Origin of the sequence: Embleya sp. NPDC056575 (genome assembly GCF_042793325.1) — a bacterium.
Classification (GTDB): Bacteria; Actinomycetota; Actinomycetes; order Streptomycetales; family Streptomycetaceae; genus Embleya.
Genome location: NZ_JBHTVA010000057.1, coordinates 38,229 through 65,112, shown reverse-complemented (window position 1 = coordinate 65,112; position 26,884 = coordinate 38,229). Strand labels below are relative to the sequence as shown.

The following is a 26,884-nucleotide window of genomic DNA, read 5'->3' as shown; positions in this document are numbered from 1 at the left end:
ATCCCGATGAACGCGAAAACCTCCGACCCCGCCGGCTCCGCCGGGGCGCCGGTCACGGACTGGCTGGCCTGTCCGCGCTGTCGGGCGCTCGTGTACCGCAAACGCTTCGAGCGGGCCGACGGGGTGTGTCCGAGTTGTGGGGCGCACGCGCCGCTGAGTGCGGCGCGGCGCCTGGACGCGCTGCTCGATCCGGGCAGCGCCCGGCCGTTGACCGCCGCCGAGACGGTGCACGATCCGCTGTCGTTCGCCGATCTGAAACCGTATCCGGACCGGTTGTCCGCCGCCCGCGCGGCCACGGGGCACGCGGACGCGGTGCGGGTCGCGGCCGGCACGGTGTTCGGGTATCCGGTGGTGGTGGCCGCGATGGACTTCGCCTTCATGGGCGGCAGTCTGGGCGTCGCCGCCGGGGAGGCGGTGGCGATGGCCGCCGAGGCCGCGCTGGCCCGGCGGGCGCCGCTGGTCATGGTCACCTCGTCGGGCGGGGCGCGGATGCAGGAGGGCGCGCTGGCGCTGATGCAGATGGCCAAGACCGCGGCGGCGATGGCGGCGCTCGACGAGGCCGGCATCCTCACCGTCACGGTGATCGCCGATCCGACCTACGGCGGGGTGGCCGCCTCCTTCGCCACCCTCGCCGACGTGGTGGTGTGCGAGCCGGGGGCGCGGATGGGGTTCGCCGGTCCGCGCGTGATCGAACAGACCATCGGGCAGCGGCTTCCGGACGGCTTCCAGACGGCCGAGTTCCTGCTGCGGCACGGCCTGGTGGACGCGGTGCACGCGCGCGGCGAACTGCGCCGTACGCTCGCGGTCCTGCTGGCCTCGGCGCGCGGGCGCCTCGACCGCACCGGCCCGCCGCGCACCGGTCGCGACGATCGCGACGGTCGGGCCGATCGAGTCGCGGAACTGCCGCGTCCCGCACCGGCGACGGTGGTGCGCGATCCCGCGCGGCTCGCCGTGCGGTCCGCGCCGGAGGTGGTCGCGGCGGCCCGGGACCTGCGGCGGCCGACCACGCGCGACCACCTCGCGTACTGGATGGACACCTTCGTCGAACTGCGCGGCGATCGGGCGGGCGCGGACTGCCCGGCGATCGTCGGCGGCCTCGGCATGATGGAGGGCCGGCCCGTGGTGGTGCTCGGCCACCAGAAGGGGCACACCACCGCCGAACTGGTGCGGGCCAATTTCGCGATGGCCTCGCCCGCCGGCTACCGCAAGGCGATCCGGCTGGCCCGGCTCGCCGAGAAGATCGGCGTACCGCTCGTGACGCTGATCGACACCCCCGGCGCGCATCCGGGGATCGAGGCGGAGCAGCAGGGCCAGGCCGGGGCGATCGCGGACTGCCTGCGGGTGTTCACCGGGCTGCGGGTGCCCGTGGTGGCGGTGGTCACCGGGGAGGGCGGCAGCGGCGGGGCGCTGGCGCTCGGCGTCGCGGATCGGGTGCTGATCGGCGCGAACGCGCTCTACTCGGTGATCAGCCCCGAGGGTTGCGCGGCGATCCTGTGGAAGACCCGGGAGGAGAGCCCGACGGCGGCCCGCGCGTTGGGTCTCGACGCCCGGTCGTTGCTCGAACTGGGCGTGGTGGACGGAGTGGTGCCCGAGCCCGAGGGCGGCGCGCAGGCCGATCCGGCCGCGGCGAGCCTGATCCTGCGGGACGCGGTGCTGGGCACGCTGGACGAACTCGCCGTGCTCGATCCGGCCGAACGGGTGCGCCGACGGCGGCGGCGACTGCGCGGCTTCGGACTGCCCGGGCCGACCGCGACCGATACGGACCGGGCGCGCTTCGAGGACACCGACGAGGAGGAATCGGCATGACCGGCGCCGACCACCAGGGCCCGGCGGCCACCCTGGCCGCCCTGCACGCCGCGCTCGACCGGGTGTTGCACGATGCCCCGCGACCTCCCACGCACATCGTGGTGCGGTCAGGAGGGGAGAGCATCGAGCTGACCTGGTCGGCCGCGGTCGCCCCGCCGCCCGCACCCGAGGCGGCCCCACCCACGCCGGTCGAGGCGCGGCGAGAGCCGGCGGCGAGCGACGGACACCTCGTCCGCGCCCCGCTGGTCGGCACCTTCTACACAGCGCCCGAACCCGGCGCGTCGCCGTTCGTCGCGGTCGGCGACCTCGTCGAGGCCGGCCAACAGGTGGCCATCATCGAGGCGATGAAGCTGATGAACCCGATCGAGGCGGACCGCGCCGGTCGGGTCACCGCCGTACTGGTCAAGAACGGCGAGGGGGTCGGCTACGACGAGCCGCTCTTCGAACTCGACTGCGACGGGCAGGGGTGAACCACCGTGTTCGACACCGTACTGATCGCCAACCGCGGCGAGATCGCGCTGCGTGTGGTGCGCACCTGCCGTGACATGGGCATCACCAGCGTGGTGGTGCACTCGGGGGTGGACGCGGACTCGGCCGCGGTGCGGGCCGCCGACCGGCGGATCAACATCGGCCCGGCGGATCCGCGCCGGAGCTATCTCTACGCTCCGGCGGTGATCGAGGCGGCCCGGCTGACCGGGGCGCAGGCCGTGCATCCCGGATACGGATTCCTGTCCGAGGACCCGGACTTCGCCACGATCTGCGCGGAGAACGGGCTGGTCTTCGTCGGCCCGGCGGCCGAGGTGATGGCCCGCCTCGGCGACAAGTCCACCGCCCGGCGGATGATGGCCGACGCCGGGCTGCCGGTGGTGCCGGGCTCGCGCGAGCCGGTGGGCACCGCCGACGAGGCGGCCGAGGTGGCGCGGCGGATCGGCTACCCGCTGATCGTCAAGGCGGTCGCGGGCGGGGGAGGCCGGGGGATGGCGGTGGTGCGCGACGCCGGCGCGCTGCTGCCCACGTTTCGGGCCACGCGCGCGTCGGCCCAGGCGGCGTTCGGCGACAACCGCGTATATATGGAGCAATACCTGTACGGCGCCCGGCACATCGAGATCCAGGTCCTGGCCGACGGGCACGGCAACGTGGTGCATCTCGGCGAGCGCGACTGTTCGGTGCAGCGTCGACATCAAAAGCTGATCGAGGAGTCGCCGGCCCCGGAGTTGCCCGCCGGCCTGGCCGATCGACTGGCCGGCTACGCGGTGGCCGGCTGCCGGGCCGCGGGGTATCGCGGCGCCGGCACCTTCGAGTTCCTGGTGCGTGGCGCGGAGGCGGCGTTCATCGAGGTGAACTCGCGGATCCAGGTGGAACATCCGGTGACCGAGATGGTCACCGGGATCGACATCGTGCGCGAGCAGCTGCGCATCGCCGCCGGGGAACCGCTGGGCTTCGACCAGGATCGGGTGGAGCGGCGCGGGGCCTCGGTGGAGTGTCGGATCAACGCCGAGGACCCGGCGCGCGACTTCGCGCCCTGCCCCGGCACGCTGACCGGATTCCGGGCGCCGGGCGGGCCGTTCGTCCGGGTCGACACGCACGCGTACCCGGGGGCGCAGGCCCGCCCGGAGTACGACTCGCTGCTGGCCAAGGTGGTCACGTGGGGGCAGGACCGGGATCAGGCGCTGGCCCGGATGCGCCGGGCGCTGGGCGAGCTGCGGGTGGAGGGACCGGGCGTGCACACCACGGCCGGGCTGCTCGCCGACGTGCTCGACGACCCGGACTTCCGGGCGGGCCGCCACGACACGACCCTGCTCGATCGACGGTCGGCGTCCTGACGACGGGGCATCCGGCGCGTCGACGGGGTTTCGGTGCGCCGGATGTCCACACGATCTCGCCCCCATCGCCGGACGCGATGGGGGCGAGTTTCTCGTTGTTCGACTGTTTCCCGATGTCGGGATCCCGATGTCCCCGACCGGGTCGATCGGGATCCGCGACGATGGGCGCTCCGCTGGTGTGCCGGGCCTACGGTGGGTAGCGGTGGCCCGGATCGGAAGTGTGCGGACTGCCCGGTGCCGACGGCCGGTGCGGCTTGCCCGGTTTCCCCGGCTTCCCCGGCTTCCCCGGCTTCGACGGGTGTTCACCACCCGGCTCGTCCGGTTCGCTCGGGTCGGGCAGCACGAAGCACTTCGGGTTCGGCGGAGTGCACGAGGCGGCCTTGTCGATCCCATTCGGCTCGGGTGGCTGTTCGCCCTTCGGGTGGGGGTGGTGCGACATGTCGTCCTCCGTAGTAGTCGGGTGAGGATGCGGTGCTCCTGTTCTGCGACCGCTCCTCCACTCTCACGCAGCGCCGTCCCGGGCGCATGTGATCACGGTCCCGGCCCGGTCCGGGGCATGTCCCGGGCGTGTGGGCCGGGGCGCGGGATCACCGCACGCACGGTGGTGCCTTGTGCGTCCCGGGTCGCGGTGAAGGTGCCGCCCAGTTCCTCGGCCCGATCGGCCATCGAGCGCAACCCCACCCCGCCGCCGGCGGCATCGGGGCCGGCCGGGTCGGGGGTGAGGCCCACACCGTCGTCGGTGATCTCGACGGTGACCCGGGTCTCGCTGATCCGGACCGCGAGCGCGGCGCGCCGGGCGCGGGCGTGCCGCACCACGTTGTTCAGTGCCTCGCCGCAGATCCGGTACACCGCGACCTCGACGGCGGGGGCCAGTTCCGGCGGCGGGTCGGGTTCGAAGGTGATCTCGATCCGGGGGTGCCCGTCGCGGCCGGTGTCCAGGCGGTGTGCGGCCTCGCGGAGCGCGCCGGCCAGGCCCAGGCGCAACAGCGCGGCGGGGGCGAGTCCGTCGGTGATCCGGCGCAGTTCGGTGATCGCCTCGCCGATCCCCTGCGAGGCGATCACGAGGGTGCCGGCGGCGGGGGTGTCGGGGGGTACACAGGCTCGGGCGGTGTCGACCTGGAGGCGGGTGCCGGACAGTGCGGGGCCGAGGCCGTCGTGCAGGTCGTGCCGCAACCGGCGGCGGGCCTCCTCGCGGGCGAGCACGATGCGCTCCCGGCTCTCCTGCAACTCCTCGTACAGGCGCAGCGACGCGACGGCGGGGGCGGCCTGGTCGGCGAGGAAACGCAGCAGGTCTTTGTCCTGCCGGTCGAGCGTGGTCTGGCCGACGCGGGGCGGTACGGACAACCGGCCGATGACGGTCCCCTCGTAGGCGAGCGGGAATTCGGTGCGGTCCTCGGGGAGAGTGCCCATCCGGGCGAGTTCGCGTTCGCCGCGCCGGGTGTCGACGACGACGCTCGCACCGGGCAGGCCGAGGGTGTGTACGACGGTGCGGCACAGCAACTCGGGGGCCGCGCCGGGAGCGACCGCGCGACTGAGCTGTTCGGCCAGGTCGCGGACCACCTGGTAGGGCTTGGCGCGTTCGCCGTAGTAGAAGCGATCGACCAGGCGCGCGCCCCAGCCGACGGTCGGGCGCAGCAGCGCACCGATGACGAGCGCGCCGCCGGCCACCACGATGGCGCCGGAGCTGTCGGCGCCGGGCAGGCGGTCGGACAGTTGCACGGCGATCGCCAGGTATCCGCCCATGAGCACCGCGGCCAGCGCGAACGCGGCCAACGCCCGGGAGACGGAGCGGTCCAGATGTCGGCGTCGGTCCCGGGCGAAGGCGTACGCGAAGGAGAGCTGCCACACGACGATGCCCCCGTAGATCAGGAAGTTGTAGACCGAGTCCGAGAGTTCGAGGTGGTAGCCGAGGAATTCCACGGCGAGCCAGAACACGTAGGGCAGCAGCGGTAGGAAGCGCACCGCGTGCGGGCCGGGGGAGCGCACCCAGCGCACCGTCATCATGGTCAGGCTCACGGCGATGACCAGGGGCGGGATCAGATCCTGGTGCGGGGTGACCCACTCGTTCAGCCACCGTTCCGCGTCGGCCCACACGCCCTGGTCCAGGAAGCCGGGCAGCCCGTACCAGTCGAAGCCGGCGTAGTCCCGGTAGGCGTGTACCGCGCTCCACACCACGACCAGCGCGGCCCAGACCCGCACGACGCGGGAGCGGGGCAATCGCCCGTCGGGGAGCCACAGGGGCAGCGCGTACATGGTGAACAGGTACACGGTGTCGGCGATCAGCCACAGCACGATGGCGAAGGCGGACCAGCCCGGACCGGCGTCGGCGAACACCGCGCCGAGCAGGACCGCGTAGCCGACGGTGACCGCGACTCCGGTATAGAGCAGCAGGCGGCCCAGACCGGGCGCGGAGCGACGGGCGAGCACGAACAGGCCGGACAGCGCGAAGCCGCAGCCGAGCAGGACGAACACACCGGTCAGGCCGGGGTTGGGGGCCAGGCGCGGGTCGTCGAGGTGGGTGATCAGCAAAACCAGGGCGACCAGGCAGCTCAGCAGGCTGACGGCGCCCGCCCCGTAGACCCGGACGGGTCCCGCCCGTTGCTCCAGCGCGGTGATGGGCATGTGGCCTCCTCACGGGACGTCGGCGGGGGACGTCGCGGACGAGTGGAGCCGGTCCGCCCCCGGCGGATCCGACGCGTTGGTGCCATCTGCGTTCGCCGGCTCCAGGATGCGGCTCCCGTGGTCCCGGGCGCGGGAGGCAGCGGTCCCGAGGCGGTCCCGAGGTGGTTCGGGACGCCGAGGGGCCGGGTGAGCGGGGAGCGGCCTCGACGGGCGCCGATTCAGGATTCGGTGGGGTGGTCGGCGCCCAGACCGACGTCACGGGCCCGGGCCACCGCCTCGGCGCGGGTGCTCACGTGCAGCTTTTCGAAGATGTGGGTGATGTGGTTGCGTACGGTCTTCTCGGCGAGGAAGAGCCGGCGCGCGATGCGGCGGTTGTCCAGGCCGCGGGCGAGCAGGTCGAGCACCTCGCACTCGCGGTCGGTCAGCTCGGGGAAGACCCGCTCGCCGCCGCGCCCGGCGGTGCCCGCGAGCAGCGCGGTCAGCCGGGGTACGGTCTGCGCGCCGAAGACCGCGCCGCCGGCGGCGACGGTACGTACGGCGTGCAGCACCTCGTCCCGGGCGGCACCCTTGACCAGATAGCCCCCGGCGCCCGCGCGTATCGCGGCGAGCAGGCTGCCGTCGTCGTCGGACATGGTCAGCACCAGGACCGGCACCGGCGTGTCGGCGACCAGGGCGCGGGTGGCCTCGATGCCCGAACCGTCGGGCAGGTTGAGGTCCATCACGACCAGATCGGGCCGATGTTCGGCGACCGCCGGGATCACCGCGGCGGCGGTCTCCACCTCGGCGATCACGACGATGTCACCGGCGCTCTCCAGGGCCGCCCGCAGGCCGGCGCGGAACAGCGGATGATCGTCGACGATCACGATTCGCAGCGGCACGGACCCGCATTCACCAACCACGCGGTACATACTACGCGTGAACAGACCGTTACATCTCGTAAGTTCCGCGTGTTGCGACGCCGGCGCGGTCACCCGGTCGCTCCGAGCCCGTGCCGCGCCCGCCGATCGATCCGGTTGTGGCGCAACTGCCCCAACCGGTCAGCTTTTCCGGGCATGGCCCTAGGAACCGCCGGCACCCGTCGCTACCCTCCAGCGCATGATTTCCACGGTTGTCTGGGGTACCGGCAACGTCGGTCGCGCGGCCATTCGAGCCGTCGAGGCCCACCCGGCGCTCGACCTCGCGGCGGTGCTCGTGCACAACTCCGACAAGGTCGGCCGCGACGCGGGCGAACTCGCCGGACTCGACGCGACGCTGGGGGTCGCGGCGACCGACGACATCGACGCGGTGCTCGCCGCCGGGCCCGGGGCCGTGGTGTACGCGGCGTCGGGCGACATCCGCCCCGACGAGGCGCTGGCCGACATCGTGCGGGCGATCGAGGCCGGCGCGGTGGTGGTCACGCCCGCCCTGTACGCGCTCTACGACCCGACCAACGCCCCGGCGGAGCTGCGCGATCCGGTGCTGGCGGCGATCGCGGCGGGCGGCGGTTCGTTGTTCGTCTCCGGCGTCGACCCGGGGTGGGGCAACGACGTACTGCCACTGCTGATCAGCGGATTGGGCACCACGGTCGACGCGATCCGCTGCCAGGAGATCTTCGACTACTCCACCTACGACCAGGAGGACTCGGTCCGCAACCTGGTCGGCATGGGCCAACCCATGGACTACGGCGCGCCGATGTTGTGGCCGGACATGCCGACCATGGTGTGGGGCGGGCAGATCCGGCTGATGGCCCGGGCGCTCGGCGTGGAACTCGACGAGATCCGCGAGACGATGGACCGTCGGGCGCTGGAGAGCACGGTGCGGACCTCGACGATGGGCGAGTTCGCGGCGGGCACGCAGGGCGCGGTGCGGTTCGAGGTGCAGGGCATCGTCGAGGGCGAACCGCGCATCGTGATCGAACACGTCACCCGGATCCACCCGTCCTGTGCGCCCGACTGGCCGACGCCGCCCGACGGGGCCGGGGCGCACCGCGTGGTGATCGAGGGCCGGCCGCGGATCGAGGTCACGGTGGAGGCCGCGGACGAGGGCGAGAACCGATCCGCAGGCGGCAACGCCACCGCCGTCGGGCGCCTGGTGGGCGCCATCGACTGGCTCGTGGCCGCCGAACCCGGGCTCTACGACGCACTCGACATCCCCCTTCGGCCGGCCGTGGGCAAACTCGGAAGGAAACACGCATGAGGATCGACATCCCCGAGGACAAGGACCCGATCGCCTACGTCTGGGGCGAGATGGTGCCGGAGATCGGCATCGCCGCCTCGACCTTCTCGATGAAGGTCTACGACCACAGCACGCTCGGCCTGCGCGAGTTCGAGGCCGCGCGGTTGCGCATCGCGCAGATCAACGGCTGTGTGTTCTGCCTGGACTGGCGCACCGAACGGGACGGGGAGAAGGTCGAGGACGGCTTCGACGAGGCGGTCGCGCAGTGGCGCACCACCGAGGTCTTCGACGACCGCACCCGGATGGCCGCGGAGTACGCCGAGCGTTACGCGGAGGACCACCACAACCTGGACGACGAGTTCTGGGCCCGGATGTCCGCGCTGTACAGCCAGGTCGAGATCGTCGAGCTGAGCATGGCGATCGGCTCCTGGCTGGCGTTCGGCCGGCTCAACCACGTGCTCGGCCTCGACACGGTGTGCGTGCTGACGCGGGACTGACGCCGATCGGCCGGGCGCGGTCGTCCCGGTCGCCCGGTCGGCGGGCGACCGGGACGGGATCCCTCCCCGTACGAGCGTTCGTATGGATCGGGAGGCGCGTGGGACGATGGAGGTATGAGTCCGACACGTCCCGATTCGGCAGCCGGGCCGGCCCGCGAGCCGGTGGATCCGGCCGATGCCGTCGATCCGCTCGACCCGATGGAGCCGATGGAGCCGGTGGATCCGGTGGATCCGGTCGCGTCAGGGACGACCGATCGACGGCTGTTGCGCGGCGCTCGGGCTCGGCAGGTGATCGCGCGGCACGCCGTCGACGTGGCCTCCATGGAGGGGCTGAACGGTCTCAGCATCGGGCGACTGGCCGGTGACCTGGGGCTGAGCAAGAGCGGCATCGCCACCCTCTTCGGCTCCAAGGAGAAGTTGCAGCTCGCCGCCGTGGCCTGGGCGCACGCCGCCTTCCTCGACGCGGTCGTGCGTCCCGCCTCCGCCGCCCCGCGCGGCGCCGCGCGACTGCGGGCGCTGATCGAGCACTGGATCGGCTACGCCGAGACGCCGCTGTTCGCCGGCGGTTGCTTCTGGGCCGCCAACCTCCCCGACTTCGACAGCCGGCCCGGCCCGGTCCGGGACGAACTGCTGCAACACCACCGCGGCTGGCTGGCCCTGCTCGCCGGCGAGGTGCGCCAGGCCGTCGAGGCCGGCGAGATCGTGGACCCCGACGCGGACCTGGCGGCGTTCCAGATCGACGCGGTGCTCACCGCGGCCAACACCGCGCTGCGCCTGGGCGACGCGGACGCGCCGGGCCGGGTGCGCCGGATCGTGGACACGCTGCTCGTGCCGCCGGCGTGAGGCGCGGGTGCGCGCGGCGGTCGGGCGGCCCGCGGCTCGAGGGTCGCCCGCCGGGCCGAGTCTCGCTGGAGCCCCGGCCGGGGGCGGCCGGCCCGACGAAGCCGGCGTGGTCGTTGTCGAAGACGGGGCGTCGGCGGAACGCCGCCCGGCCGAACGGCTCGGTGCCGAGGAGGTGGCGACCACGCGCGAGGTGTTGTCCCGCGTCGTGGCGACCACGTCCGACTCCACGCGCCCGTTCCGGTCCGTGTAACCGCCCGCGGACACGATCGAGTCGTGCCGCGCGGACGCGGCACGACTCGGGTTCGAGGTGGTGCGGGCGGGCTCAGAGCACGCCGGCCGTCATGTCCATCAGGCGGGACAGGACCGCGTCGCCGGAGGCGGTGACGCCGTCGTGCTCCCACTCGTTGGTGACCCAGGTCCGGAGCGCGCCGACCGCGCGGGCGGTGCGCAGGGACAGGCCGGCGTCGACGTACATGTCGTCGTGGTAGACGACCGCCGCGACCGGGACCCGGTTGGCGGCCAGCCGCGCCGGGTCGTACAGCGGCGCCCAGTCGGCACGCTCGGCGAGCAGGTGGGCGGCCTCGGCGAACGGGCGCAGGCCGGCGATCTCGTCGAACATCCAGGGGTGGATGGTCTCGCCGGTGAGCAGCAGCGGGTCCGCGTCGTCGGCGAAGTCCGCCAGCGCGGTGTGGGTTCGCTCGGCGGCCCATCCGGTGGGGCCCGCGCCCTGGGCGTAGATGGGCTCCTGGAGCACCGCGTACAGCGGGTTGTCGACGAACCCGGTCAGCGTGGCCACCTGGCGCAGGAAGGTGTCGGAAAGTTCGCCGGTCGTGGGGTCCAGCGCCTCGTCGAGCAGCCAGTGCACCCGCTCGAAGCCGTCGCCCATGCCGAACACCTGGCCCAGGGTGCGCAGTCGACGCACCGTCAGCACATCGCCGTCGGGCAGTCGCACGCCGCCGCCGGCGACCGTGTCGGCGATCCGGCGCAGCCGGGCCACGTCGTCCGGGTAGCGCTCGCGGAACTCGGCGTTCTTGTCCCGGATGCGCGGGTAGGTCAGCGCGTACACGTCGTCGGCCGTGGCGGACAGGCCGGGCAGGCCGCCGGTGATGTGGCAGCGGCGCAGTCCCTCCGGGGCAAGTGACAGGTAGCTGAGCGTGATGAAGCCGCCGTAGCTCTGACCGAGCGTCTCCCAGGGTTCGTCGTCGCACAACGCGCGGCGGATCGCCTCGGCGTCGGCGACGATCGAGTCGGCGCGGAAGTGCGCGAGGTGGGCGGCCAGTTCGTCGGCGGAGCGGAACCGGGCGGCGGCCCGCGCGGTCACCGGGGTGCTGCGTCCGGTGCCGCGCTGGTCCAGGAGCAACACGCGGTGGGTCCTGGTGGCGTGCCGCAGCCAGCCGGGGGAACCGGAGATCGGCCGCGGCGACTTGCCGCCCGGGCCGCCCTGGAGGTAGAGCAGCCAGGGCAGCTTCTCGTGGGCGCGGGCGGGATCGACGACCTCGCGGGCGAAGACGTCGATCCGGGGACCGGTCGGATCGTGGTGGTCCAGCGGCAGCGGGAACACGTGGTCGGTGATCGTGTATCGGTGGTTCATGGGGGAGTTCGCCCTAGTCTTCCGGTGTGGACTCGCCCGCCCGGTCGGACCAGAGCGAGCGGATGTGGCCCAGGTGTTCGCTCATCGCGCGGCGTACGCCGGCCGCGTCTCCGGCGAGCAACAGGTCGAGGATCTCCTCGTGTTCGCGGGCCGAGGCGACCAGCGCGCCGCGTTCGGCGAGTCGGGTGAGGCCGTACAGCCGCGAGCGCTTGCGCAGGTCGCCGACCACCTCGACCAGGCGGCGGTTGCCGCCGAGTTCGAGCAGGCCGAGGTGGAACTGGCGGTCGGATTCCAGGTATCCGATCAGGTCGCGGCGTTCGGCGGCGGCCACGATGGCCGCGGCCACCGGGCGCAGCGCCTCCAGGGCCGCGTGGTCGGCGGTCTCGGCGAGGCGTTCGATCACGGGGATCTCGATCAGCGCCCGGATCTCGGTGTATTCGTCGAGGTCGCGGCCGGACAGCGCGGTCACCCGGAAGCCCTTGTTGCGGACCACTTCGACCAGGCCCTCCTTGACGAGGTCGAGCATCGCCTCGCGCACGGGGGTGGCCGAGACGCGGAACTGGGCGGCCAGGCTCGGTGCCGAGTAGACGACGTCGGGGCGCAGCTCGCCGGCGATCAGGGCGGCACGCAGCGCGTGTGTGACCTGATCGCGCAGACTGCGGTGTTCCCGCACGGACGGCAGGTTCAGCGAGCCGGAGGTGTCCCCGGCGCCGTTCCCGAGGACGTGCCCGCTCGATACTTCGGCGTCCGCGCTCATCTGGTGTGTCCCTCCTCGGGACCGGATACGATCCGGCCTTTGTACGATGTGCAATGGCACAGCGTAGCCGCCACCGCGCCCGAAGCCTCCTTTCCGTCGTGATCTCTTTGTGCGCCGGTGTGCCGACCGGGCGCCCGGCGGGTCCGGCCGCGGGTCGGCAGTGGGCCGGCCGTGGGTCGACCGCGCGGCTACGGCGTGCCGGCGGGGTCCGCCGGGAGCAGGCTCACGGTGCGTACCGACGTGTAGAAGTCGGCGGCGGCGCGGCCCTGTTCGCGGGGGCCGTGGCTGGATGCCTTGGTGCCGCCGAAGGGCATGTGGAAGTCGACGCCGGTGGTCGGCGCGTTGACCTTGACCAGACCGGTGTCGATCCGGTCGACCACGGTCAGCGCGGCGTCGAGGTCGCGGGTGTGTACGGACGTGACCAGGCCGTGCGGCACGTCGCGGGCCAGTTCCAGGGCCTCGGTGAGGTCGGGGGCGGTCTGTAGGACGGCGACCGGGCCGAAGACCTCCTCGCGCAGGATCGGGTGGCCGGCGGGGACCCGCTCCAGGATGGTCGGGGCGGTGTACCAGCCGGGGCTGTCGGGGGTCTGGCCCGTGGCCAGGATCCCGGCGCCGGCGCCGGTCGCGGCGTCGATCGCGGCGCGTACCCGGTCGCGGGCCGCCTCGCCGATCACCGGTCCGCACACCGTGGCGGCGTCGCGGGGGTCGCCCACGGTCAGGGCGCGGACGGCGGCGGCCAGGGCCGCGCGCAGCGGCTCGGGGTCGCCGACCACGATGATCCGGCCGGTGGCGGTGCACTTTTGGCCCGCGTAGCCGAACGCGGCGGCGATCAGTTGGCCGGCGGTGGTGCGCACGTCGGCGTCCGGGAGCACCAGCGCGGCGTTGCAGCCGCCCAGCTCGGCCTGTACCGGGATGCCCCGGGCGGTGGCGGCGCGGACCACCTCCTGCCCCACGGTGGTGGAGCCGGTGAAGGAGACCACGTCGGCGGCCTCGACCACGGCCGCGCCGGTGGCGGCCTCGCCGGGCAGCACGGTGAACACGTCGGCGGGCAGCACCTCGGCCAGCAGTTCGGCCAGGCGCAGCGCGCAGCCCAGGGCCTGCGGAGCGGGCTTGAGCAGGACGGCGTTGCCCGTGGCGAGCGCGGGCGCGGCCTTCCAGAGCGGGATGGCCAGCGGGAAGTTCCACGGGGTGATCAGCCCGGCCACGCCGTGCGGGCGACGGCGGGTGAGCAACAGGCCGGGACCGGCGGCGGGTTCGTGCACGGTGCCGACCGGGTCGTACGCCTGCTGGGCGTTGAAGCGCAGGATCGCGACGGCCCGGGCGACCTCGCCGCGGGCCTCGGCGATCGGCTTGCCGACCTCGCGCACGATCAGGTCGGCGAGGTCGCCGGCCGCGGCGGCGATCCGGTCGGCGGCGGCGTCGAGCGCGGTACTGCGGGCGCCGGCGCCGGCGTCGAGCCAGGCCCGCTGTGCGATCCGGGCCCGCTCGACGGCCCGACGCACGTCGGCGGGCGCGACGGCCGGAGCCTCGGCGACCCGCGTGTCGGGGTCCGCGGGGTCGTGGCTGCGGACGGGCGGTGCGGTGGTGGTGGTCACGATGGCAAGCCCTTCGGGAACGGAACGGCGGGGGCGGTTGGCGTCGATGCGGCCGGTCGGCGGCCCGCGACGGGCGTGACCCGGAGCGCTGCCCGGGTGGGCGAGGGTGGCGTCGCGGGCCGGAGGCGGGTGTGGGCCGGCCGGTCGGGGCCGGTGGGTCGGTCAGCTCAGCCCGGCGGCGACGGCGCGTTCGGTGGCTCGGCGCACGGTGTCCTGGGCCTCGGCGGACAGCGGGCGGCGCGGGGGACGGCAGGGGCCGCCGGGCTTGCCGACCACATCCATCGAGAGCTTGATCGCCTGGACGAACTCGGTGCGGGTGTCCCAGCGCAGCAGCGGGTGCAGGATGTCGTACAGCTCGCGGGCACGGACCAGCTCGCCGGCGCGCGTGGCGTGGTACAGCTCGGCGCAGGCGGTCGGCAGCACGTTGGAGAAGCCGCCGATCCAGCCCTTGGCGCCGCCGACGGCCAGCTCCAGGAGCACATCGTCGGCACCGGCCAACAGGTCGAGGTCGGGGGCGAGTTCGGCGATCCGGTAGGCGCGTCGAGTGTCGCCGCTGAACTCCTTGACGCCGACGATGTGGCCGTCGGCGTGCAGCTTGGCGAGCAGTTCGGGGGACAGGTCGACGCGGGTGTCGAACGGGTTGTTGTAGGCGACGATCGGCAGCCCGACGGCGGCCACGTCGGCGTAGTGCGCGTGCACCTCGGCGTCGTCGGCGCGGTAGGCGTTGGGCGGCAGCAGCATGACCGCGCGGGCGCCGGCCTCGGCGGCCTGTTCGGTCCAGCGGCGGGCCTCGGTGGAGCCGTACGCGGCGACTCCGGGCATCACCCGGTCGCCGCCGATGGCCTCGATCGCGACCTCGACCACGCGGGCGCGTTCCTCCGGCGTGAGGGTCTGGTATTCGCCCAGGGATCCGTTGGGCACCACGCCGTCGCAGCCCGCCTCGACCAACTCGCGCAGGTGCTCGGCGAACGCGTCGTAGTCGATGCTCAGGTCGGCCCGCAGCGGCAGCGTGGTGGCGACCATGAGGCCGCGCCAGGGGTGCAGGGTGCGGTCGGTGGTGGTCGGTGCGGACATGGGAACTCCTTGGCGGGTGAGGCGAATCGGATGGTGGCGCGCACTGCGGAGGCGGCCCCCGGGCGCCCTCGGTGAGCATTCGCGCGGGCTCGGCGCGGGCCGAGGGGCGGGTGACGGGGGAGGGCGGGTGCCGGTCGTCGGCGAGGCGAACGACCGGCACCCGGGCGCCGGGGCCGGGGGTGCGGCGCCGGTGCCGGTCCATGTCGGCTCGTGCGACGTCGTTGTCGCAGGGCTCCGCTCCGGTCACCTCAGTACAATGTCACATGGCTCCAGTGTTGCGCCAGCCCTCTGCCGAAGGCGGCCAAAAAATGGCCGCGAGGGTAAAGCCGCAGGTGGAAGGTAAAGACAAGGTAAATACAATGTCGCACCTCAAATGTGACACGACCTAAACCTTGACCCTTGGATCACCCGTGGGCAGAGTTCCCCACCACCACCCACCCCGCCGCCTCCCGAGAGGCTCGCCAAAGATGACCACCCTCGCGCCCCCCACGGATCCGCCGGTCGAGGAGGATCCGCCCATCACCCGGCCGGCCCCCGCCGGGCTGCGCCCCTCGCAACTCGCCTGGCGACGCTTCCGGCGCGACCGCACCGGGATCGCCGCCGCCTGCGTCGTCGCCGTCTTCGTCGTCGCGGGCCTCGGCGCACCGCTGTTCGCCAAGCTCTACGGCAAGGACCCGTACACCACCTACGGCCAGAACCGCCCCGGCCTGCTCAACGAGTTCGGCTTCCCGATCGCCCCCAACGGCGGCATCTCCGGCGACTTCTGGCTCGGTATCGAACCCGGCCTCGGCCGGGACGTGCTCACCCAACTCCTGTACGGCATCCGCACCTCGCTGCTCATCTCGCTCGCCGTGGTCGTGGTGGTCACCGTGCTCGGGGTGCTGGTCGGGGTGACCGCCGGATACCTGGGCGGCGGCACCGACTTCGTCGTCGGCCGGGTGATCGACGTGATGCTCAGCTTCCCCTCGACGTTGTTCTTCATCGCTTTCACGCCGGTGGTCACCTCGCTGCTCACCGAGCCCGGCGAACAGATGTCCTCGGTACTGCGGGCGGGGGTGATCATCGCCGTGCTCGCCGCGTTCGGCTGGGCGTCGGTGGCCCGCCTGCTGCGCGGCCAGGTGTTGTCCCTGCGCAGCCGCGAATATGTCGAGGCCGCGCGGGTGATCGGGGCCTCGCCCGGCCGCGTGGTGCTGCGCGAGCTGCTGCCCAACCTGGTCACCCCGATCCTGGTCAGCGCATCGATGGCGGTGCCGACCTACGTGACCACCGAGGCGGCGCTGTCCTACCTCGGCGTGGGCATGGTCGAACCCACCCCCGACTGGGGGCGGATGTTGCTCAAGGGCGCCGAGGTCTACAAGACCGACATCACCTACATGTGCGTGCCGGGCATCTCGATGCTCGTGTTCGTCGTCGCCTTCAACCTGCTCGGCGACTCGGTCCGCGACGCGCTCGACCCGAAGAGCGACCGCTGACCACCGCGCTCCTCGCGATACCGCACCAGCACGGCAACCCTCGGAAGGAACCATGACCCTGCGCACCGGTACCACCAGAGCCACGCTCGTCACGCTGGTCCTCGCCCTCGGCGCGGCCGCGTGTTCCAGCGGCGGCGACACTTCCGACGGCGGAGGACCCGGCAAGGGCGCCGCTCCCAAGGCCCAGGTCCGCGCGGTGTCGATCGGCGCCGCCGCCGAGTCGAAGGGTCCGGCCAAGGAACTCCCCGGCGCCAAGCCCGGCGGCACCGCCACGGTCCTGGAGCGCGCCGACTTCAACCATCTCGACCCGGCGCGCGTCTACGTCTCGCACGAGCAGACCGCCGAACTGCTGATCTCGCGTCAGCTCACCACGTACAAGCAGGAGGGCGACCACACCACGCTGGTCGGCGACCTGGCCACCGACACCGGCACCAGCCCCGACGGCGGCAAGACCTGGACCTTCACCCTCAAGGACGGGCTCAAGTACGAGGACGGGTCGCCGATCACCGCGCAGGACGTCAAGTACGGCGTCGAGCGCTCCTTCGCCAAGGAGATCACCGGCGGCCCGACCTGGATCCAGGAATGGCTGGTCGGCAACACCGACTTCCGCTCGGTCTACGACGGCCCGTACGGGGGCCGCGAGTTGGACGCGATCAAGACCCCCGACGCGCGTACCATCACCTTCGCGCTGCCCGCGCCGCGCGGAGACTTCCCGTTCGCGGTGGCGATGCACACCAGCACCCCGGTGCCGCGCGCCAAGGACACCAAACTCGAGTACGACAAGCACCCGTTCTCCAGCGGCCCCTACAAGATCTCCGGCCGCGAGATCGACAAGTCCATGACCATGGTGCGCAACGAGCACTGGGACCCGAACACCGACGCGGTCCGGCACGCCTACCCCGATCAGTGGAAGTTCGAGTTCGGCGCGTCCAACCAGCAGATCAACGAGCGGCTGATCGCGGCGAACGGCAACGACCGCAGCGCGATGACCTTCCGTGTCGCGGTCGGCCGCGAGGTCGCCCAACAGGTGCTCACCACACCGGAGTTGAAGGCCCGCACGGCGGACGCGGCCACCCCGTACACCGAGTACTTCGAGATGAACAACCGGCGCCTGACCAACCCGAAGGTGCGCCAGGCGCTGATCGCGGCGTTCCCCAAGGAGCAGGTGCGACAGATCCTCGGCGGCCCCGCCTACGGCGAGTTCGCCACCACGCTGATGGGCCCGACGGTGCTCGGCTTCGAGTCGTACGACCTGGCGGGTGTACCGCCCACGGGTGATGTGAACAAGGCCAAGCAGCTGCTCGCCGAGGCCGGCACGCCCAACCCCACCATCACCTACGCGTACAACCAGACCCCCATGTGGGAGCAGGTCTCGGTGACCATCGTCCAGGCCCTCCAGCAGGCGGGCTTCAAGGTGGTTCCGCAGCCGATCAACGACAAGAGCTACTACACCGAGATCGGCCGGGTGGACAACAAGTACGACCTGTACTGGGCCGGTTGGGGCGCCGACTGGCCGAGCGCGGCGACCGTGCTCCCGGCCAAGTTCGACGGCCGCAAGATCATGGACGACGGCTCCGTGTACAGCCTGTACAACAACCCGGCGATGAGCACCGAGATGGACCGGATCACCGCGATGTCGGACGTGGTCGCCGCGGGCAAGGAGTGGTCGAACCTGGAGAAGAAGATCATGGCCGACGCCCCCGTGGTGCCGTTCGTCTACCGGCGCCAACTGACCCTGTACGGCCCCGGCCTGGGCGGCGTGCGGGTCGGCTTCATCGGCTCGACCTACCCGATCGACGTCTGGGTCAAGTAGCCCCGGGCGAGGCGGCCCCGGCTCCGGCCGGCGGCGCGGGCGGGAAGGCTCCCCCCTTCCCGCCCGCGGCACCCACGCCGCCGGGCCGCCCGGCCGCCCGGCCACCCCCAGGTCCGACCTCCAGTGAGGGCCCCATCCCCATGTTCCGATTCCTCGTGCAGCGACTGCTCGGCGCGGCGCTGATCCTGTTCGTCGTCTTCACCGTCACCTTCTTCCTGTTCTTCGCGATGCCGGACGACCCGGCGCGGCTGTCCTGCGGCAAGACCTGCACCCCCGAGACGCTGGCGCTGATCCGCCGCGACCTCGGCCTGGACGAGTCCGTGCCGATGCAGTACTGGCACTACATCGTCGGCGTCTTCGCCGGCCGCGACTTCGGCGCCTCGCACTGCTCCGCGCCGTGCCTGGGCTACTCGTTCGTCAACCACGAGCCGGTCCTCGACACCCTGCTCGACCGCTTCCCGGCCACCCTGTCGCTGGCGCTCGGCGCCTCGGTGATCTTCCTCGGCGTCGGCGTCATGATCGGCATGCTCGCGGCGCTGCGGCGCGGCACCTGGCTGGACAAGTCCACCATGGCGCTGTCGCTGATCGGCGCCTCGGTGACGATCCAGTTCCTCGGCGTGATCGCCCGCTACGTATTGGTCGACCAACTGCGCTGGTTGCCCAAACCCGAATACCTCCCGTTCACCGGTGATCCCGGCGGCTGGATGGGCGGGTTGTTGCTGCCGTGGCTGACGCTGGCCTGCGTCCAGGCCGCGGTGTACGCCCGACTGACCCGCGCGTCGATGATCGACGCGCTCGGCGAGGACCACGTACGCACCGTGCGGGCCAAGGGATTGACGTCGCGTCAGGTCTATCTGAAACACGCGTGGCGCGGCGCGATCACCCCGGTGGTGACCGTGTACGGCATCGAGTTGGGCGTGCTGCTCGGCGGCGCGGTCGTCACCGAGACCACCTTCAACATCCCCGGCATCGGCAAGCTCGCGGTCAACGCGGTCGCCAACTCCGACCTGCCGATGATCACCGGAGTGGTACTGATCGCCGCCACCGCCATGGTGCTCGCCAACGTCGCGGTGGACGCCGTGTACGCCGTCATCGACCCCCGGGTGCGTGTGTGATGACCCCTCCGCTGCTTGCGGTCCGCGACCTGCGGGTCCGCTTCGCCACCGAGGGCGGCGTGGTCAAGGCCGTCGACGGTGTCTCCTTCGACGTCGAGCGCGGCCGTACCCTCGGCATCGTCGGCGAGTCCGGCTCGGGCAAGAGCGTCACCAACCTCACCCTCCTGGGCCTGCACAACCCCGCCCGCACCACCGTCGAGGGCAGCGCCGTCCTGGACGGCACCGAACTGGTCGGCGCGTCCGAACGCACCCTGCGGGACCTGCGCGGACAACGTGTGTCGATGGTCTTCCAGGACCCGCTCACCGCGCTCTCCCCCTACTACACGGTCGGCGCGCAGATCATGGAGACCTACCGGCGCCACACCGGCGCCGGCCGCCGCGAGGCGCTCGACCGGGCGATCGAGATGCTCGACCGGGTCGGCATCCCCCAGGCCGCCCGACGGGCCCGGGAGTATCCGCACCTGTTCTCCGGGGGTATGCGCCAGCGCGCGATGATCGCCATGGCGCTGGTGTGCGAACCCGACCTGCTGATCGCCGACGAGCCCACCACCGCGCTCGACGTCACCGTCCAGGCCCAGATCCTCGACCTGCTCGGCGAACTCCAGGCGCAACTGGGCACCGCGATCATCCTGGTCACGCACGACCTCGGCGTGGTCGCCGACGTCGCCGACGAGGTGCTGGTGATGTACGCCGGCCGGGCCGTCGAACTCGGCCCTGCCGCCGAGGTGTTGGAGAGCCCCAAGCACCCGTACACCCGGGGTCTGCTCGCCTCGGTGCCGCGGCTGTCCGATCCGCTGGACCGGCCGCTGCGACCGGTGCCCGGCGCACCGCCCAGCCTGCTCGCGCCGCCGCCCGGCTGCGCCTTCCACCCGCGCTGCGCCCAGGTGATCGCGGGGCCCGGATCGCCGTGCCGCACCCAGGCGCCGGTGCTCGTGGGGGAGGGCGACAGCGGACACGCGGCCGCCTGTCATCTGGAGGCGGTGCCCGTGGCGGTGGCGGCCGGGTCGGTGGCGGTGCCGGCGGCAGCCGGGTCCGCGGAACGGGAGCAGGAGCGGGCGCAGGTGCCCGACGCGCGAGAAGGCGGGAAGAACGTATGAGCACATCCGAGGCGCCGCTGCTCGAAGTGGCGGGACTGACCAAACACTTCCCCGGGCCGCGCAGTCTGCTCCGCCGCCGAGTCGGAGCCGTCCGCGCGGTGGACGGCATCGACCTCACGGTCGAGGCCGGGGAGAGCATCGGACTGGTCGGCGAGTCGGGCTGCGGCAAGTCGACCACCGGGCGGCTGATCACGCGCCTGCTCGAACCGAGCGCGGGCACGATCCGGTACCGGGGCCAGGACATCACGCACGCCTCGCGCCGCGAACTCGCGCCGATCCGGGCGCAGATCCAGATGGTGTTCCAGGACCCGTACTCGTCGCTGAACCCCCGGCACACCATCGGCGGCATCCTGCGCGCCCCGCTGGACGTCAACAACATCGACCCACCCGGCGGTCGGCGCAAGCGGGTCCAGGAACTCCTCGACACCGTCGGCCTGAACCCCGAGCACTACAACCGCTTTCCGCACGAGTTCTCCGGTGGACAGCGGCAACGCATCGGGATCGCCCGCGCGTTGGCCGCCGGGCCCAAGCTGATCGTGGCCGACGAGCCGGTGTCCGCGCTGGACGTGTCCATCCAGGCGCAGGTGATCAACCTGCTCGCGGACCTGCGGCGCGATCTGGGCATCGCGTTCGTGTTCATCGCGCACGACCTGGCGGTGGTCCGGCACTTCTGCGACCGGGTCGTGGTGATGTACCTGGGCCGGGTGGTGGAGAGCGCGGAACGCGGCGCGCTGTACGAGAACGCGCATCACCCGTACACACACGCCCTGTTGTCGGCGGTGCCCGGTGCGGTCGGGCCGGACGGCGGCCGGCGTGAACGTATCCGCTTGACGGGTGACGTGCCCAGTCCGATCAACCCGCCCTCGGGCTGCCACTTCCGGACCCGCTGCCACAAGGCACAGGACGTGTGCGCGACGACCGCGCCGCCGTTGACCGCCCTGACGGGGGATCCCGGGCATCGGGTGGCCTGCCACTTCCCGTCGCCCGCCAAGACGTTGGCGCCGGTGGGGGGATAGGACCCCGGCCGGGCGGGGGGCGGCCGGACGGGGGGATGGGGGACGGGGGCGGGGCGGGCGGCCGGTCATGGCTTTGGCAGGCCGCCCGCCCCGTGGGGGCGCCGGTGAAGGGCCGATCCCTTCACCGACGTTCGGTGTTCCGGTGCCACCACCGCCAGGCCCGCTCGACCGGCTGCCAGGCGGGGTTGCCCACCGATTCGACGGTGGGCCGACGCGGCGCCGGTTGGTCATGCCGGGCGGCGTCGGGACCGAACACCGCGGCCGGGACCACGATCACGATCACCACGGCCACCACGATCGACACCAGCACCCGACGGGCGGTGCGGGACGAGGGTTTCGGGCGCCGGGTATCGGAGCGGCGGGAGTCGCCGTGGCCGGGGGTGACGGACATGGGAAGAGTCTGGCGCGGGGTTCATGAGGATTTCGTGATGCGGCTGATGTGGCCTCGAGGTGGCCGGATCGGTGGCGCCGGGGCGGGTCGGGTCAGGGTTCGCGGGGTTCGCGGGGTTCGGGGGGCGATTCGGGGCGGGATTCCGGGGGCTGTTCGGTCGGCAGGCGGAGTTCGGCGACGGCGCCGCCGCCGGGGGCGTCGGTGATGCGGGCGGTGCCGCCGTGCAGGTCGGCCACCCAGCGCACGATCGCCAGGCCGATTCCGGTACCGCCCGTCGGGCCCATCGCGCGCCGCTCGAAGACCCGCTCGCGGTCGCCCTCGGCCACCCCGGGCCCGCGGTCGCGCACCCGTATCGCGCCGTCCGCGACCTCGACGTCGATCGCGGCATCGCCGCCGCCGTGCTTGAGCGCGTTGTCCACCAGGTTGCGCACCGCCTGGGCCAACAACTCCGGATCGCCGCGCACCACGGTCGGCTCGGTCCGTACCACGAACCGTGCCCCGGACGGCGGCAGTTCGTCCACCACCTGCTCGACCAGCTGATCGAGCCGCAGTGCCTCGCGCTCCACCTCCTGCGTCCCGGCCTGGACCCGGGCCCGCACCAGCAACCCGGTGATCAACCGGCCCAGCTGATCCACCAGGCGCGTCGCGCGGGCCAGTTCCCTCGGCGCGGTATCCGGCGCCGCCGCGCCCGCGGAGGTGACCAGACGCAACGTGGCCAACGGGGTGCGCAGTTCGTGCGCGGCCTCGGACAGGAACTGCTCCTGCTGCTCCAGCGTGCGCAGCGCGGGCCGCATGCTGCGCCCGGACAGCAGATGCCCGGCCAGGCCCGCCGCCGCGGCCAGGGCGAGGCAGCCCAGGAACAACCAGCGCACGAGCCGATCGTGGTCGCGCCGCCCGGGTCCCGGGTCGGCGACGGCGATCAGCGCCGCGTCGACTCGGTCGCCCTCCCACACCGGCGCCGCGGCCGCCCGCACCGTGCGGCCGTCGCGCCCCTCGGCGTCCCAGGCCACCGCCGACTGCACCTCCCGGGCGTCCGCGCCGATCTCGGTCAGCTGCTCCGCGCTCGGCAGCAGCGGCGAGTCGGCGGGTTCGGCGTAGGAGCGTCGGGGCACCCCGGCCGGATCCCATTCGACCACGGCGATCGCCACGTCGCCCTCGACGAGTTCGTCCTCGTGCAGCGAGTCCAGGCGCAGCGTCCCGTCCTCGTAGTAGAGGGCCCGGGACAGGCCCGAGACGCGGCGGTCGAGGTCGTTGTCCAACTCGCGGTCCCGGGACTGGCCGTCGATGGATCCGGCGACCACGGCGAGCACGACCAGGCAGACCGCCGTGGTGAGGGTGAACAGCGCGGTCAGCGTCCAGCGCAGGCGACGCAGCCGGGTGACGGCGGGGCGGAGGGGCCGGCCGGCACGGGTGGGCGGTGCGTTCGGTGCCCGGGCCGCCGATCGGGCGCGGAATCTCACGGGGTGCCGGCCGCTTCGTCCGCGCCGATCACGAAACCGACGCCGCGCACCGTCCCGATCAGGGCCGGTGGGCCGAGTTTGCGGCGCAGTTGGGCGATCACCGCGTCCACGACGTTGGACATCGGTTCGGCCATCTCGTCCCAGCAGCACTCGATCAGGTCGGCGCGCGGCACCACCTGTCCGGCGCGGGCGGTCAGCAGTTCCAGGACCGCGAACTCCTTCACGGTCAGCGTGAGCAGCACCCCGGCCCGGCGCACCCGACGGCGGGCGGTGTCGATCTCGACGTCGCCGATCACCGAGACCGGCGGCCGGGGCTGCTCGGCGCGGCGGCACAACGCACGTACCCGGGCCGCCAGTTCCTCGAAGACGAAGGGCTTGACAAGGTAGTCGTCGGCGCCGCCGTCGAAGCCCGCGAGCCGGTCGGGCACGGCGTCCATCGCGGTCAGCATCAGCACCGGCGTACGTGCGCCCGCCGCGCGCAGCCGGCGGACCAGGTCCAGCCCGTCGCCGTCGGGCAGGCCGCGGTCGACGACCAGGCAGTCGTAGGTGTTGACCGCGACCTTGAGGTCGGCGTCGCCGATGCGTGCGGCAGCGTCCACCGCGAACCCGACCGTTTGCAATCCGGACACCACGGCCCGACCCAGATCCGGATCGTCCTCCACCACGAGCACACGCATGATCGTGAGCTTAGGCCCTGCCCGGCGGGGGCTCGGGTCAGTGGCTCCGGGCGGGGGTCGGGCCGCGGGTGAGTTCCCACCACGGGCTGACCTGGGCGGCGTCGTCGGTGTCGACCCGATCCCCGGGGCGCGGGATGGCCAGCCGTACGTCCTTGGCCTTGGCCTCCTGCCACAGCCGGTCGACCGGTTCGGCCCACGGGTGCAGGGCGAGGTCGAAGGTCGCCCAGTGCACCGGGAGGAGCACGTTGCCGCCCAGGTCCAGGTGGGCGGCGACGGCCTCTTCGGGGTTCATGTGGATGTCGGGCCAGCTCGGGCTGTACGCGCCGATCGGCATCAGGGTCAGGTCGAAGGGGCCGTGCGCGGCGCCGATTCGGGCGTAGCCGTCGAAGTAGCCGGAGTCGCCGGCGTAGAACACCCGGCGCTCGGTGCCCGAGACCACCCACGAGCCCCACAGCGTGTCGTTGCGGCGCAGGGTGCGGCCGGAGAAGTGGCGGGCCGCGGTGGCGGTGAAGCGCAGGCCGGCGACCGTGGCGTCCTCCTCCCAGTCGAGTTCGACGATGCGGTCGGCGGGGACGTTCCAGCGCTCCAGGTGGGCGCCGATGCCGAGCGGGACGAGGAAGGGCGCGGTCTGGGTCGCGGTGAGCGCGCGTACGGTGGCGCGGTCGAGGTGGTCGTAGTGGTCGTGCGAGATGACCACCGCGTCGACGGTGGGCAGGGCGGCGAGCGGGACCGGCAGCGGATGCATCCGGCGGGGGCCGACGAGCTGCGACGGGGAGACGCGGTCGCTCCACACCGGGTCGAAGAGCACGCGGCGGCCCTCGATCTCGACCAGGGTGCTCGCGTGGCCGTACCAGACGGCACTCACCCCGTGCGGGGACTGCGGCACGGTCGGGGCGGCGACCAGGGGTACGGGCGCGGCGGGTCGGCGCAGGTCACGGTCGCGGAGCAGGTCCGCGATCAGGCCGGGCGCGCTGCCGGCCGCGACCAGGGCGGCGGGTACGGGGTTGTGGAACGCGCCGTCCCGGAACTGCGGCGAGCGCCGCATGCGGGCCAGCCGTTCGCCGTCGGCTTTGCCGCCGAGCTCCGCCGGGACGTCCCGCAACGCCCAGCCGGCGGCGGCCAACGCCAGCCCGCCCGCGACCAGTCGGCCCGCCGATCGGATTCCCGCCATCGATCACACTCTCCTCGTGTCGTCCTCAGGCACTTCAACCGACGACGGGTGTGACACGTTCCCCAAACCACGATTCCCAACGCATCCACCACGCCCGCACCCATTGCCCGGCCCCCACATTGCCGCCCCCTCGCGCTCGCCGCCCACGCGCCCGCCGCGCCGATCGGCTTCGTTGTGGTTGTTGTGTTCCGGATTGCTTGATTGCATCATGCAGTTGATGGATTGAGTCAAGCGAAGCGAGGGTGCGCGCGATGGACACCGGTGAGTTGTTGGACGACCACGACGCCGTGGGGCTGGCCGATCTTGTTCGGCGGCGGGAGGTGTCGCCGGCGGAGTTGCTCGATGCGGTGCTGGGGCGGATCGAGGAGCGCGATCCGACGCTGCGCGCGTTCGTGTCGACACGTGTCGCCGCGGCCCGGGCGGAGGCGGCGGGGGAGTTGCCCGACGGTCCGCTGCGAGGGGTGCCGTTCGCGGTGAAGGACCTCGGCTGCGACGTGGCCGGCATGGTGAGCAGCCAGGGTTCACGGCTGTTCGCCGACGCGGTCGCGGCGCGCGACGGTGCGCTGACCACGCGGTACCGGCGGGCCGGGCTCGTCGTGGTCGGCAAGACGAACAGCCCCGAGTTCGGCAAGAACGCCAGTACCGAACCGCTCCTGCACGGCCCCTCGCACAACCCCTGGCGGACCACGCACTCCACCGGGGGCTCCTCCGGCGGTTCGGCCGCCGCCGTGGCCGGGGGCATCCTGCCGGCCGCGCACGCCAACGACGGCGGCGGCTCGATCCGGATCCCGGCGGCCTGCTGCGGGCTGTTCGGGCTCAAGCCGTCGCGGGGCCGGGTGCCCGACGACCAGGGTCTGTCCGCCCTGGCCTACCCGCTGTCGATCGCGCACGCGGTCACCCGGACGGTCCGCGACTCGGCCGCGCTGCTCGACGTGGTCGCCGGACCGCTGCCGGGCGACCCGTACGCGGCCCTGCCCGCGCCGGCGGCCGGATCGTTCCTGGCCGCGCTCGACGCCGCACCCACCCGGCTGCGGGTGGGGTTCGCGACGGCCAACGTGGACGGGCTCGCCGCGCACCCGGCGGCGGTGCGCGCGGTGGAGCGTACGGCGGCGCTGCTCGCCGAACTGGGCCATCGGGTCGAGGAGGCCGCGCCGGCGTGGGACGGACCGGCCACGGGGCAGGCGCTCGGGCAGGTGATGGCGGCGGCGACACACGCTCAGATCGAGGACCGGTTGGCCGAACTGGGCCGGGAGTTGCGAGAGGACGACATCGAGCCGTTCACCCGGGTGATCCACGAGCGCACGGCGGCGATGCGGGGGCCGGATCTGGTGCGGGCGTTGCAGACCGTGGTGCGGATCGGGCGGGAGGTGGCGCCGTTCTTCGAGGCGTACGACGTGTGGCTGAGCCCGACGTTGGGCGTGCCGGTGCCCGAACTCGGTGTGCTGGACACGAGCGACCCGGCGAGCATGTACGCGCACGCCGCGAAGATGACCTGGTTCACCTCGGTGTTCAACGTGACCGGACTGCCGTCGGCGAGTGTGCCGGCGGGCTTCGACGAGGCCGGGTTGCCGGTGGCGATCCAGCTCACCGGGCGGCTCGGTGCCGAGGCGCAACTGCTGCGGGTGGCGGCGCAGTTGGAGGAGGCCGCGCCGTGGCCCCGGCAGGCGCCGTGGCCGCCGGAGGGATGACGACGGCGGCGCCGTGGGGCGCGGCGGGGCTCGGCGTTCGATGCCGGCGCCGCCGTAGCCCCGGACGTTCGCCGCGCCGAGGGAATTGCCGGTCGAGCCGGAGCGTGGTCGGCGGGTCCGGCATCGCGTCGGGACGGACCCCCGCGCGGGACGGCGCGGGGGTCCGCCGGGCGCCGAAGTCGCCGGGTATGTCCGGGAGCGGGCCCGACAGCGCGCCGCGCG

23 protein-coding genes are annotated in these 26,884 nt (G+C 73.0%); 13 read left to right on the top strand and 10 right to left on the bottom strand.

Features of this window, described 5'->3' with window-relative positions; all coding sequences use genetic code 11:
- Window positions 1-6 precede the first annotated feature (6 nt).
- Genes ACFRCG_RS35145 through ACFRCG_RS35135 form a run of 3 tightly spaced genes read left to right on the top strand, consistent with a single transcriptional unit; the run spans window position 7 to window position 3,629 of the window.
- Window positions 7-1,806, top strand: a complete 1,800-nt coding sequence (locus ACFRCG_RS35145; RefSeq protein ID WP_380039066.1) for a carboxyl transferase domain-containing protein — start codon at window positions 7-9, stop codon at window positions 1,804-1,806.
- Window positions 1,803-2,276 carry an acetyl-CoA carboxylase biotin carboxyl carrier protein gene (gene accB / locus ACFRCG_RS35140; protein ID WP_380039064.1) on the top strand — a complete coding sequence of 158 codons (474 nt, stop codon included), beginning with the start codon at window positions 1,803-1,805 and terminating at the stop codon, window positions 2,274-2,276. Before ACFRCG_RS35145 ends, accB begins: the two co-directional genes overlap by 4 nt.
- Before the next feature lie 6 nt (window positions 2,277-2,282).
- Window positions 2,283-3,629, top strand: coding sequence for an acetyl/propionyl/methylcrotonyl-CoA carboxylase subunit alpha (locus tag ACFRCG_RS35135; protein ID WP_380039062.1), 1,347 nt, complete (start codon window positions 2,283-2,285; stop codon window positions 3,627-3,629).
- Between the two features lie 531 nt (window positions 3,630-4,160).
- Here ACFRCG_RS35135 and ACFRCG_RS35130 read toward each other — a convergent pair.
- A complete protein-coding gene (locus ACFRCG_RS35130) occupies window positions 4,161-6,251 on the bottom strand; it encodes a GAF domain-containing sensor histidine kinase (RefSeq protein WP_380039060.1) in 2,091 nt (696 codons plus the stop codon).
- Window positions 6,252-6,469: 218 nt separating this feature from the next.
- Window positions 6,470-7,123 carry a response regulator gene (locus ACFRCG_RS35125; RefSeq protein WP_380039110.1) on the bottom strand — a complete coding sequence of 218 codons (654 nt, stop codon included), beginning with the start codon at window positions 7,121-7,123 and terminating at the stop codon, window positions 6,470-6,472.
- Between the two features lie 223 nt (window positions 7,124-7,346).
- Between ACFRCG_RS35125 and ACFRCG_RS35120 the strand changes: the two genes are divergently transcribed.
- From ACFRCG_RS35120 to ACFRCG_RS35105, 4 genes are all read left to right on the top strand, one after another.
- The gene (locus ACFRCG_RS35120) at window positions 7,347-8,426 is read left to right on the top strand and encodes a dihydrodipicolinate reductase (RefSeq protein WP_380039058.1); all 1,080 of its coding nucleotides are present in this window, start codon (window positions 7,347-7,349) and stop codon (window positions 8,424-8,426) included.
- The gene (locus ACFRCG_RS35115; protein ID WP_380039056.1) at window positions 8,423-8,902 is read left to right on the top strand and encodes a carboxymuconolactone decarboxylase family protein; all 480 of its coding nucleotides are present in this window, start codon (window positions 8,423-8,425) and stop codon (window positions 8,900-8,902) included. The genes ACFRCG_RS35120 and ACFRCG_RS35115 overlap by 4 nt, the downstream gene beginning before the upstream one ends.
- Before the next feature lie 114 nt (window positions 8,903-9,016).
- A complete protein-coding gene (locus tag ACFRCG_RS35110) occupies window positions 9,017-9,745 on the top strand; it encodes a TetR/AcrR family transcriptional regulator (protein ID WP_380039054.1) in 729 nt (242 codons plus the stop codon).
- A gap of 106 nt (window positions 9,746-9,851) precedes the next feature.
- On the top strand, window positions 9,852-9,995 hold the full coding sequence (locus tag ACFRCG_RS35105; protein ID WP_380039052.1) for a hypothetical protein: 144 nt from the start codon (window positions 9,852-9,854) through the stop codon (window positions 9,993-9,995).
- A gap of 72 nt (window positions 9,996-10,067) precedes the next feature.
- Here ACFRCG_RS35105 and ACFRCG_RS35100 read toward each other — a convergent pair whose 3' ends face one another.
- From ACFRCG_RS35100 to ACFRCG_RS35085, 4 genes are all read right to left on the bottom strand, one after another.
- Window positions 10,068-11,336: an alpha/beta fold hydrolase gene (locus ACFRCG_RS35100; RefSeq protein WP_380039050.1), complete on the bottom strand. Its 1,269-nt coding sequence runs from the start codon at window positions 11,334-11,336 to the stop codon at window positions 10,068-10,070.
- Window positions 11,337-11,349: 13 nt separating this feature from the next.
- Complete coding sequence (locus tag ACFRCG_RS35095) at window positions 11,350-12,093, bottom strand: GntR family transcriptional regulator (protein WP_380039048.1); 744 nt, start codon at window positions 12,091-12,093, stop codon at window positions 11,350-11,352.
- A gap of 188 nt (window positions 12,094-12,281) precedes the next feature.
- Window positions 12,282-13,691 (bottom strand): aldehyde dehydrogenase family protein, encoded by a 1,410-nt coding sequence (locus ACFRCG_RS35090; RefSeq protein WP_380039108.1) that lies wholly within the window; start codon window positions 13,689-13,691, stop codon window positions 12,282-12,284.
- A gap of 159 nt (window positions 13,692-13,850) precedes the next feature.
- Complete coding sequence (locus ACFRCG_RS35085; RefSeq protein ID WP_380039046.1) at window positions 13,851-14,762, bottom strand: dihydrodipicolinate synthase family protein; 912 nt, start codon at window positions 14,760-14,762, stop codon at window positions 13,851-13,853.
- 467 nt (window positions 14,763-15,229) lie between these two features.
- Here ACFRCG_RS35085 and ACFRCG_RS35080 point away from each other — a divergent pair, with 467 nt between their 5' ends.
- The 5 genes from ACFRCG_RS35080 to ACFRCG_RS35060 all read left to right on the top strand — a co-directional run bounded on the left by ACFRCG_RS35080 (window position 15,230) and on the right by ACFRCG_RS35060 (window position 21,275).
- A complete protein-coding gene (locus ACFRCG_RS35080) occupies window positions 15,230-16,234 on the top strand; it encodes an ABC transporter permease (protein WP_380039044.1) in 1,005 nt (334 codons plus the stop codon).
- Window positions 16,235-16,286: 52 nt separating this feature from the next.
- The gene (locus ACFRCG_RS35075; protein WP_380039042.1) at window positions 16,287-18,047 is read left to right on the top strand and encodes an ABC transporter substrate-binding protein; all 1,761 of its coding nucleotides are present in this window, start codon (window positions 16,287-16,289) and stop codon (window positions 18,045-18,047) included.
- Window positions 18,048-18,187: 140 nt separating this feature from the next.
- Window positions 18,188-19,162 carry an ABC transporter permease gene (locus tag ACFRCG_RS35070; RefSeq protein WP_380011495.1) on the top strand — a complete coding sequence of 325 codons (975 nt, stop codon included), beginning with the start codon at window positions 18,188-18,190 and terminating at the stop codon, window positions 19,160-19,162.
- Window positions 19,162-20,259 (top strand): ABC transporter ATP-binding protein, encoded by a 1,098-nt coding sequence (locus ACFRCG_RS35065; protein ID WP_380039040.1) that lies wholly within the window; start codon window positions 19,162-19,164, stop codon window positions 20,257-20,259. The genes ACFRCG_RS35070 and ACFRCG_RS35065 overlap by 1 nt, the downstream gene beginning before the upstream one ends.
- Window positions 20,256-21,275 (top strand): ABC transporter ATP-binding protein, encoded by a 1,020-nt coding sequence (locus ACFRCG_RS35060; RefSeq protein ID WP_380039038.1) that lies wholly within the window; start codon window positions 20,256-20,258, stop codon window positions 21,273-21,275. The genes ACFRCG_RS35065 and ACFRCG_RS35060 overlap by 4 nt, the downstream gene beginning before the upstream one ends.
- Before the next feature lie 121 nt (window positions 21,276-21,396).
- On the opposite strand, the gene ACFRCG_RS35055 is transcribed toward ACFRCG_RS35060, so the two are convergent.
- The 4 genes from ACFRCG_RS35055 to ACFRCG_RS35040 all read right to left on the bottom strand — a co-directional run bounded on the left by ACFRCG_RS35055 (window position 21,397) and on the right by ACFRCG_RS35040 (window position 24,974).
- Complete coding sequence (locus ACFRCG_RS35055) at window positions 21,397-21,666, bottom strand: hypothetical protein (protein WP_380039036.1); 270 nt, start codon at window positions 21,664-21,666, stop codon at window positions 21,397-21,399.
- Window positions 21,667-21,758: 92 nt separating this feature from the next.
- Window positions 21,759-23,126, bottom strand: coding sequence for a sensor histidine kinase (locus tag ACFRCG_RS35050; protein ID WP_380039034.1), 1,368 nt, complete (start codon window positions 23,124-23,126; stop codon window positions 21,759-21,761).
- Window positions 23,123-23,803, bottom strand: coding sequence for a response regulator transcription factor (locus ACFRCG_RS35045; RefSeq protein WP_380039032.1), 681 nt, complete (start codon window positions 23,801-23,803; stop codon window positions 23,123-23,125). Before ACFRCG_RS35045 ends, ACFRCG_RS35050 begins: the two co-directional genes overlap by 4 nt.
- A gap of 37 nt (window positions 23,804-23,840) precedes the next feature.
- Window positions 23,841-24,974 (bottom strand): MBL fold metallo-hydrolase, encoded by a 1,134-nt coding sequence (locus ACFRCG_RS35040; RefSeq protein WP_380039030.1) that lies wholly within the window; start codon window positions 24,972-24,974, stop codon window positions 23,841-23,843.
- 251 nt (window positions 24,975-25,225) lie between these two features.
- Between ACFRCG_RS35040 and ACFRCG_RS35035 the strand changes: the two genes are divergently transcribed.
- The gene (locus tag ACFRCG_RS35035) at window positions 25,226-26,662 is read left to right on the top strand and encodes an amidase (RefSeq protein WP_380039028.1); all 1,437 of its coding nucleotides are present in this window, start codon (window positions 25,226-25,228) and stop codon (window positions 26,660-26,662) included.
- Window positions 26,663-26,884 lie beyond the last annotated feature (222 nt).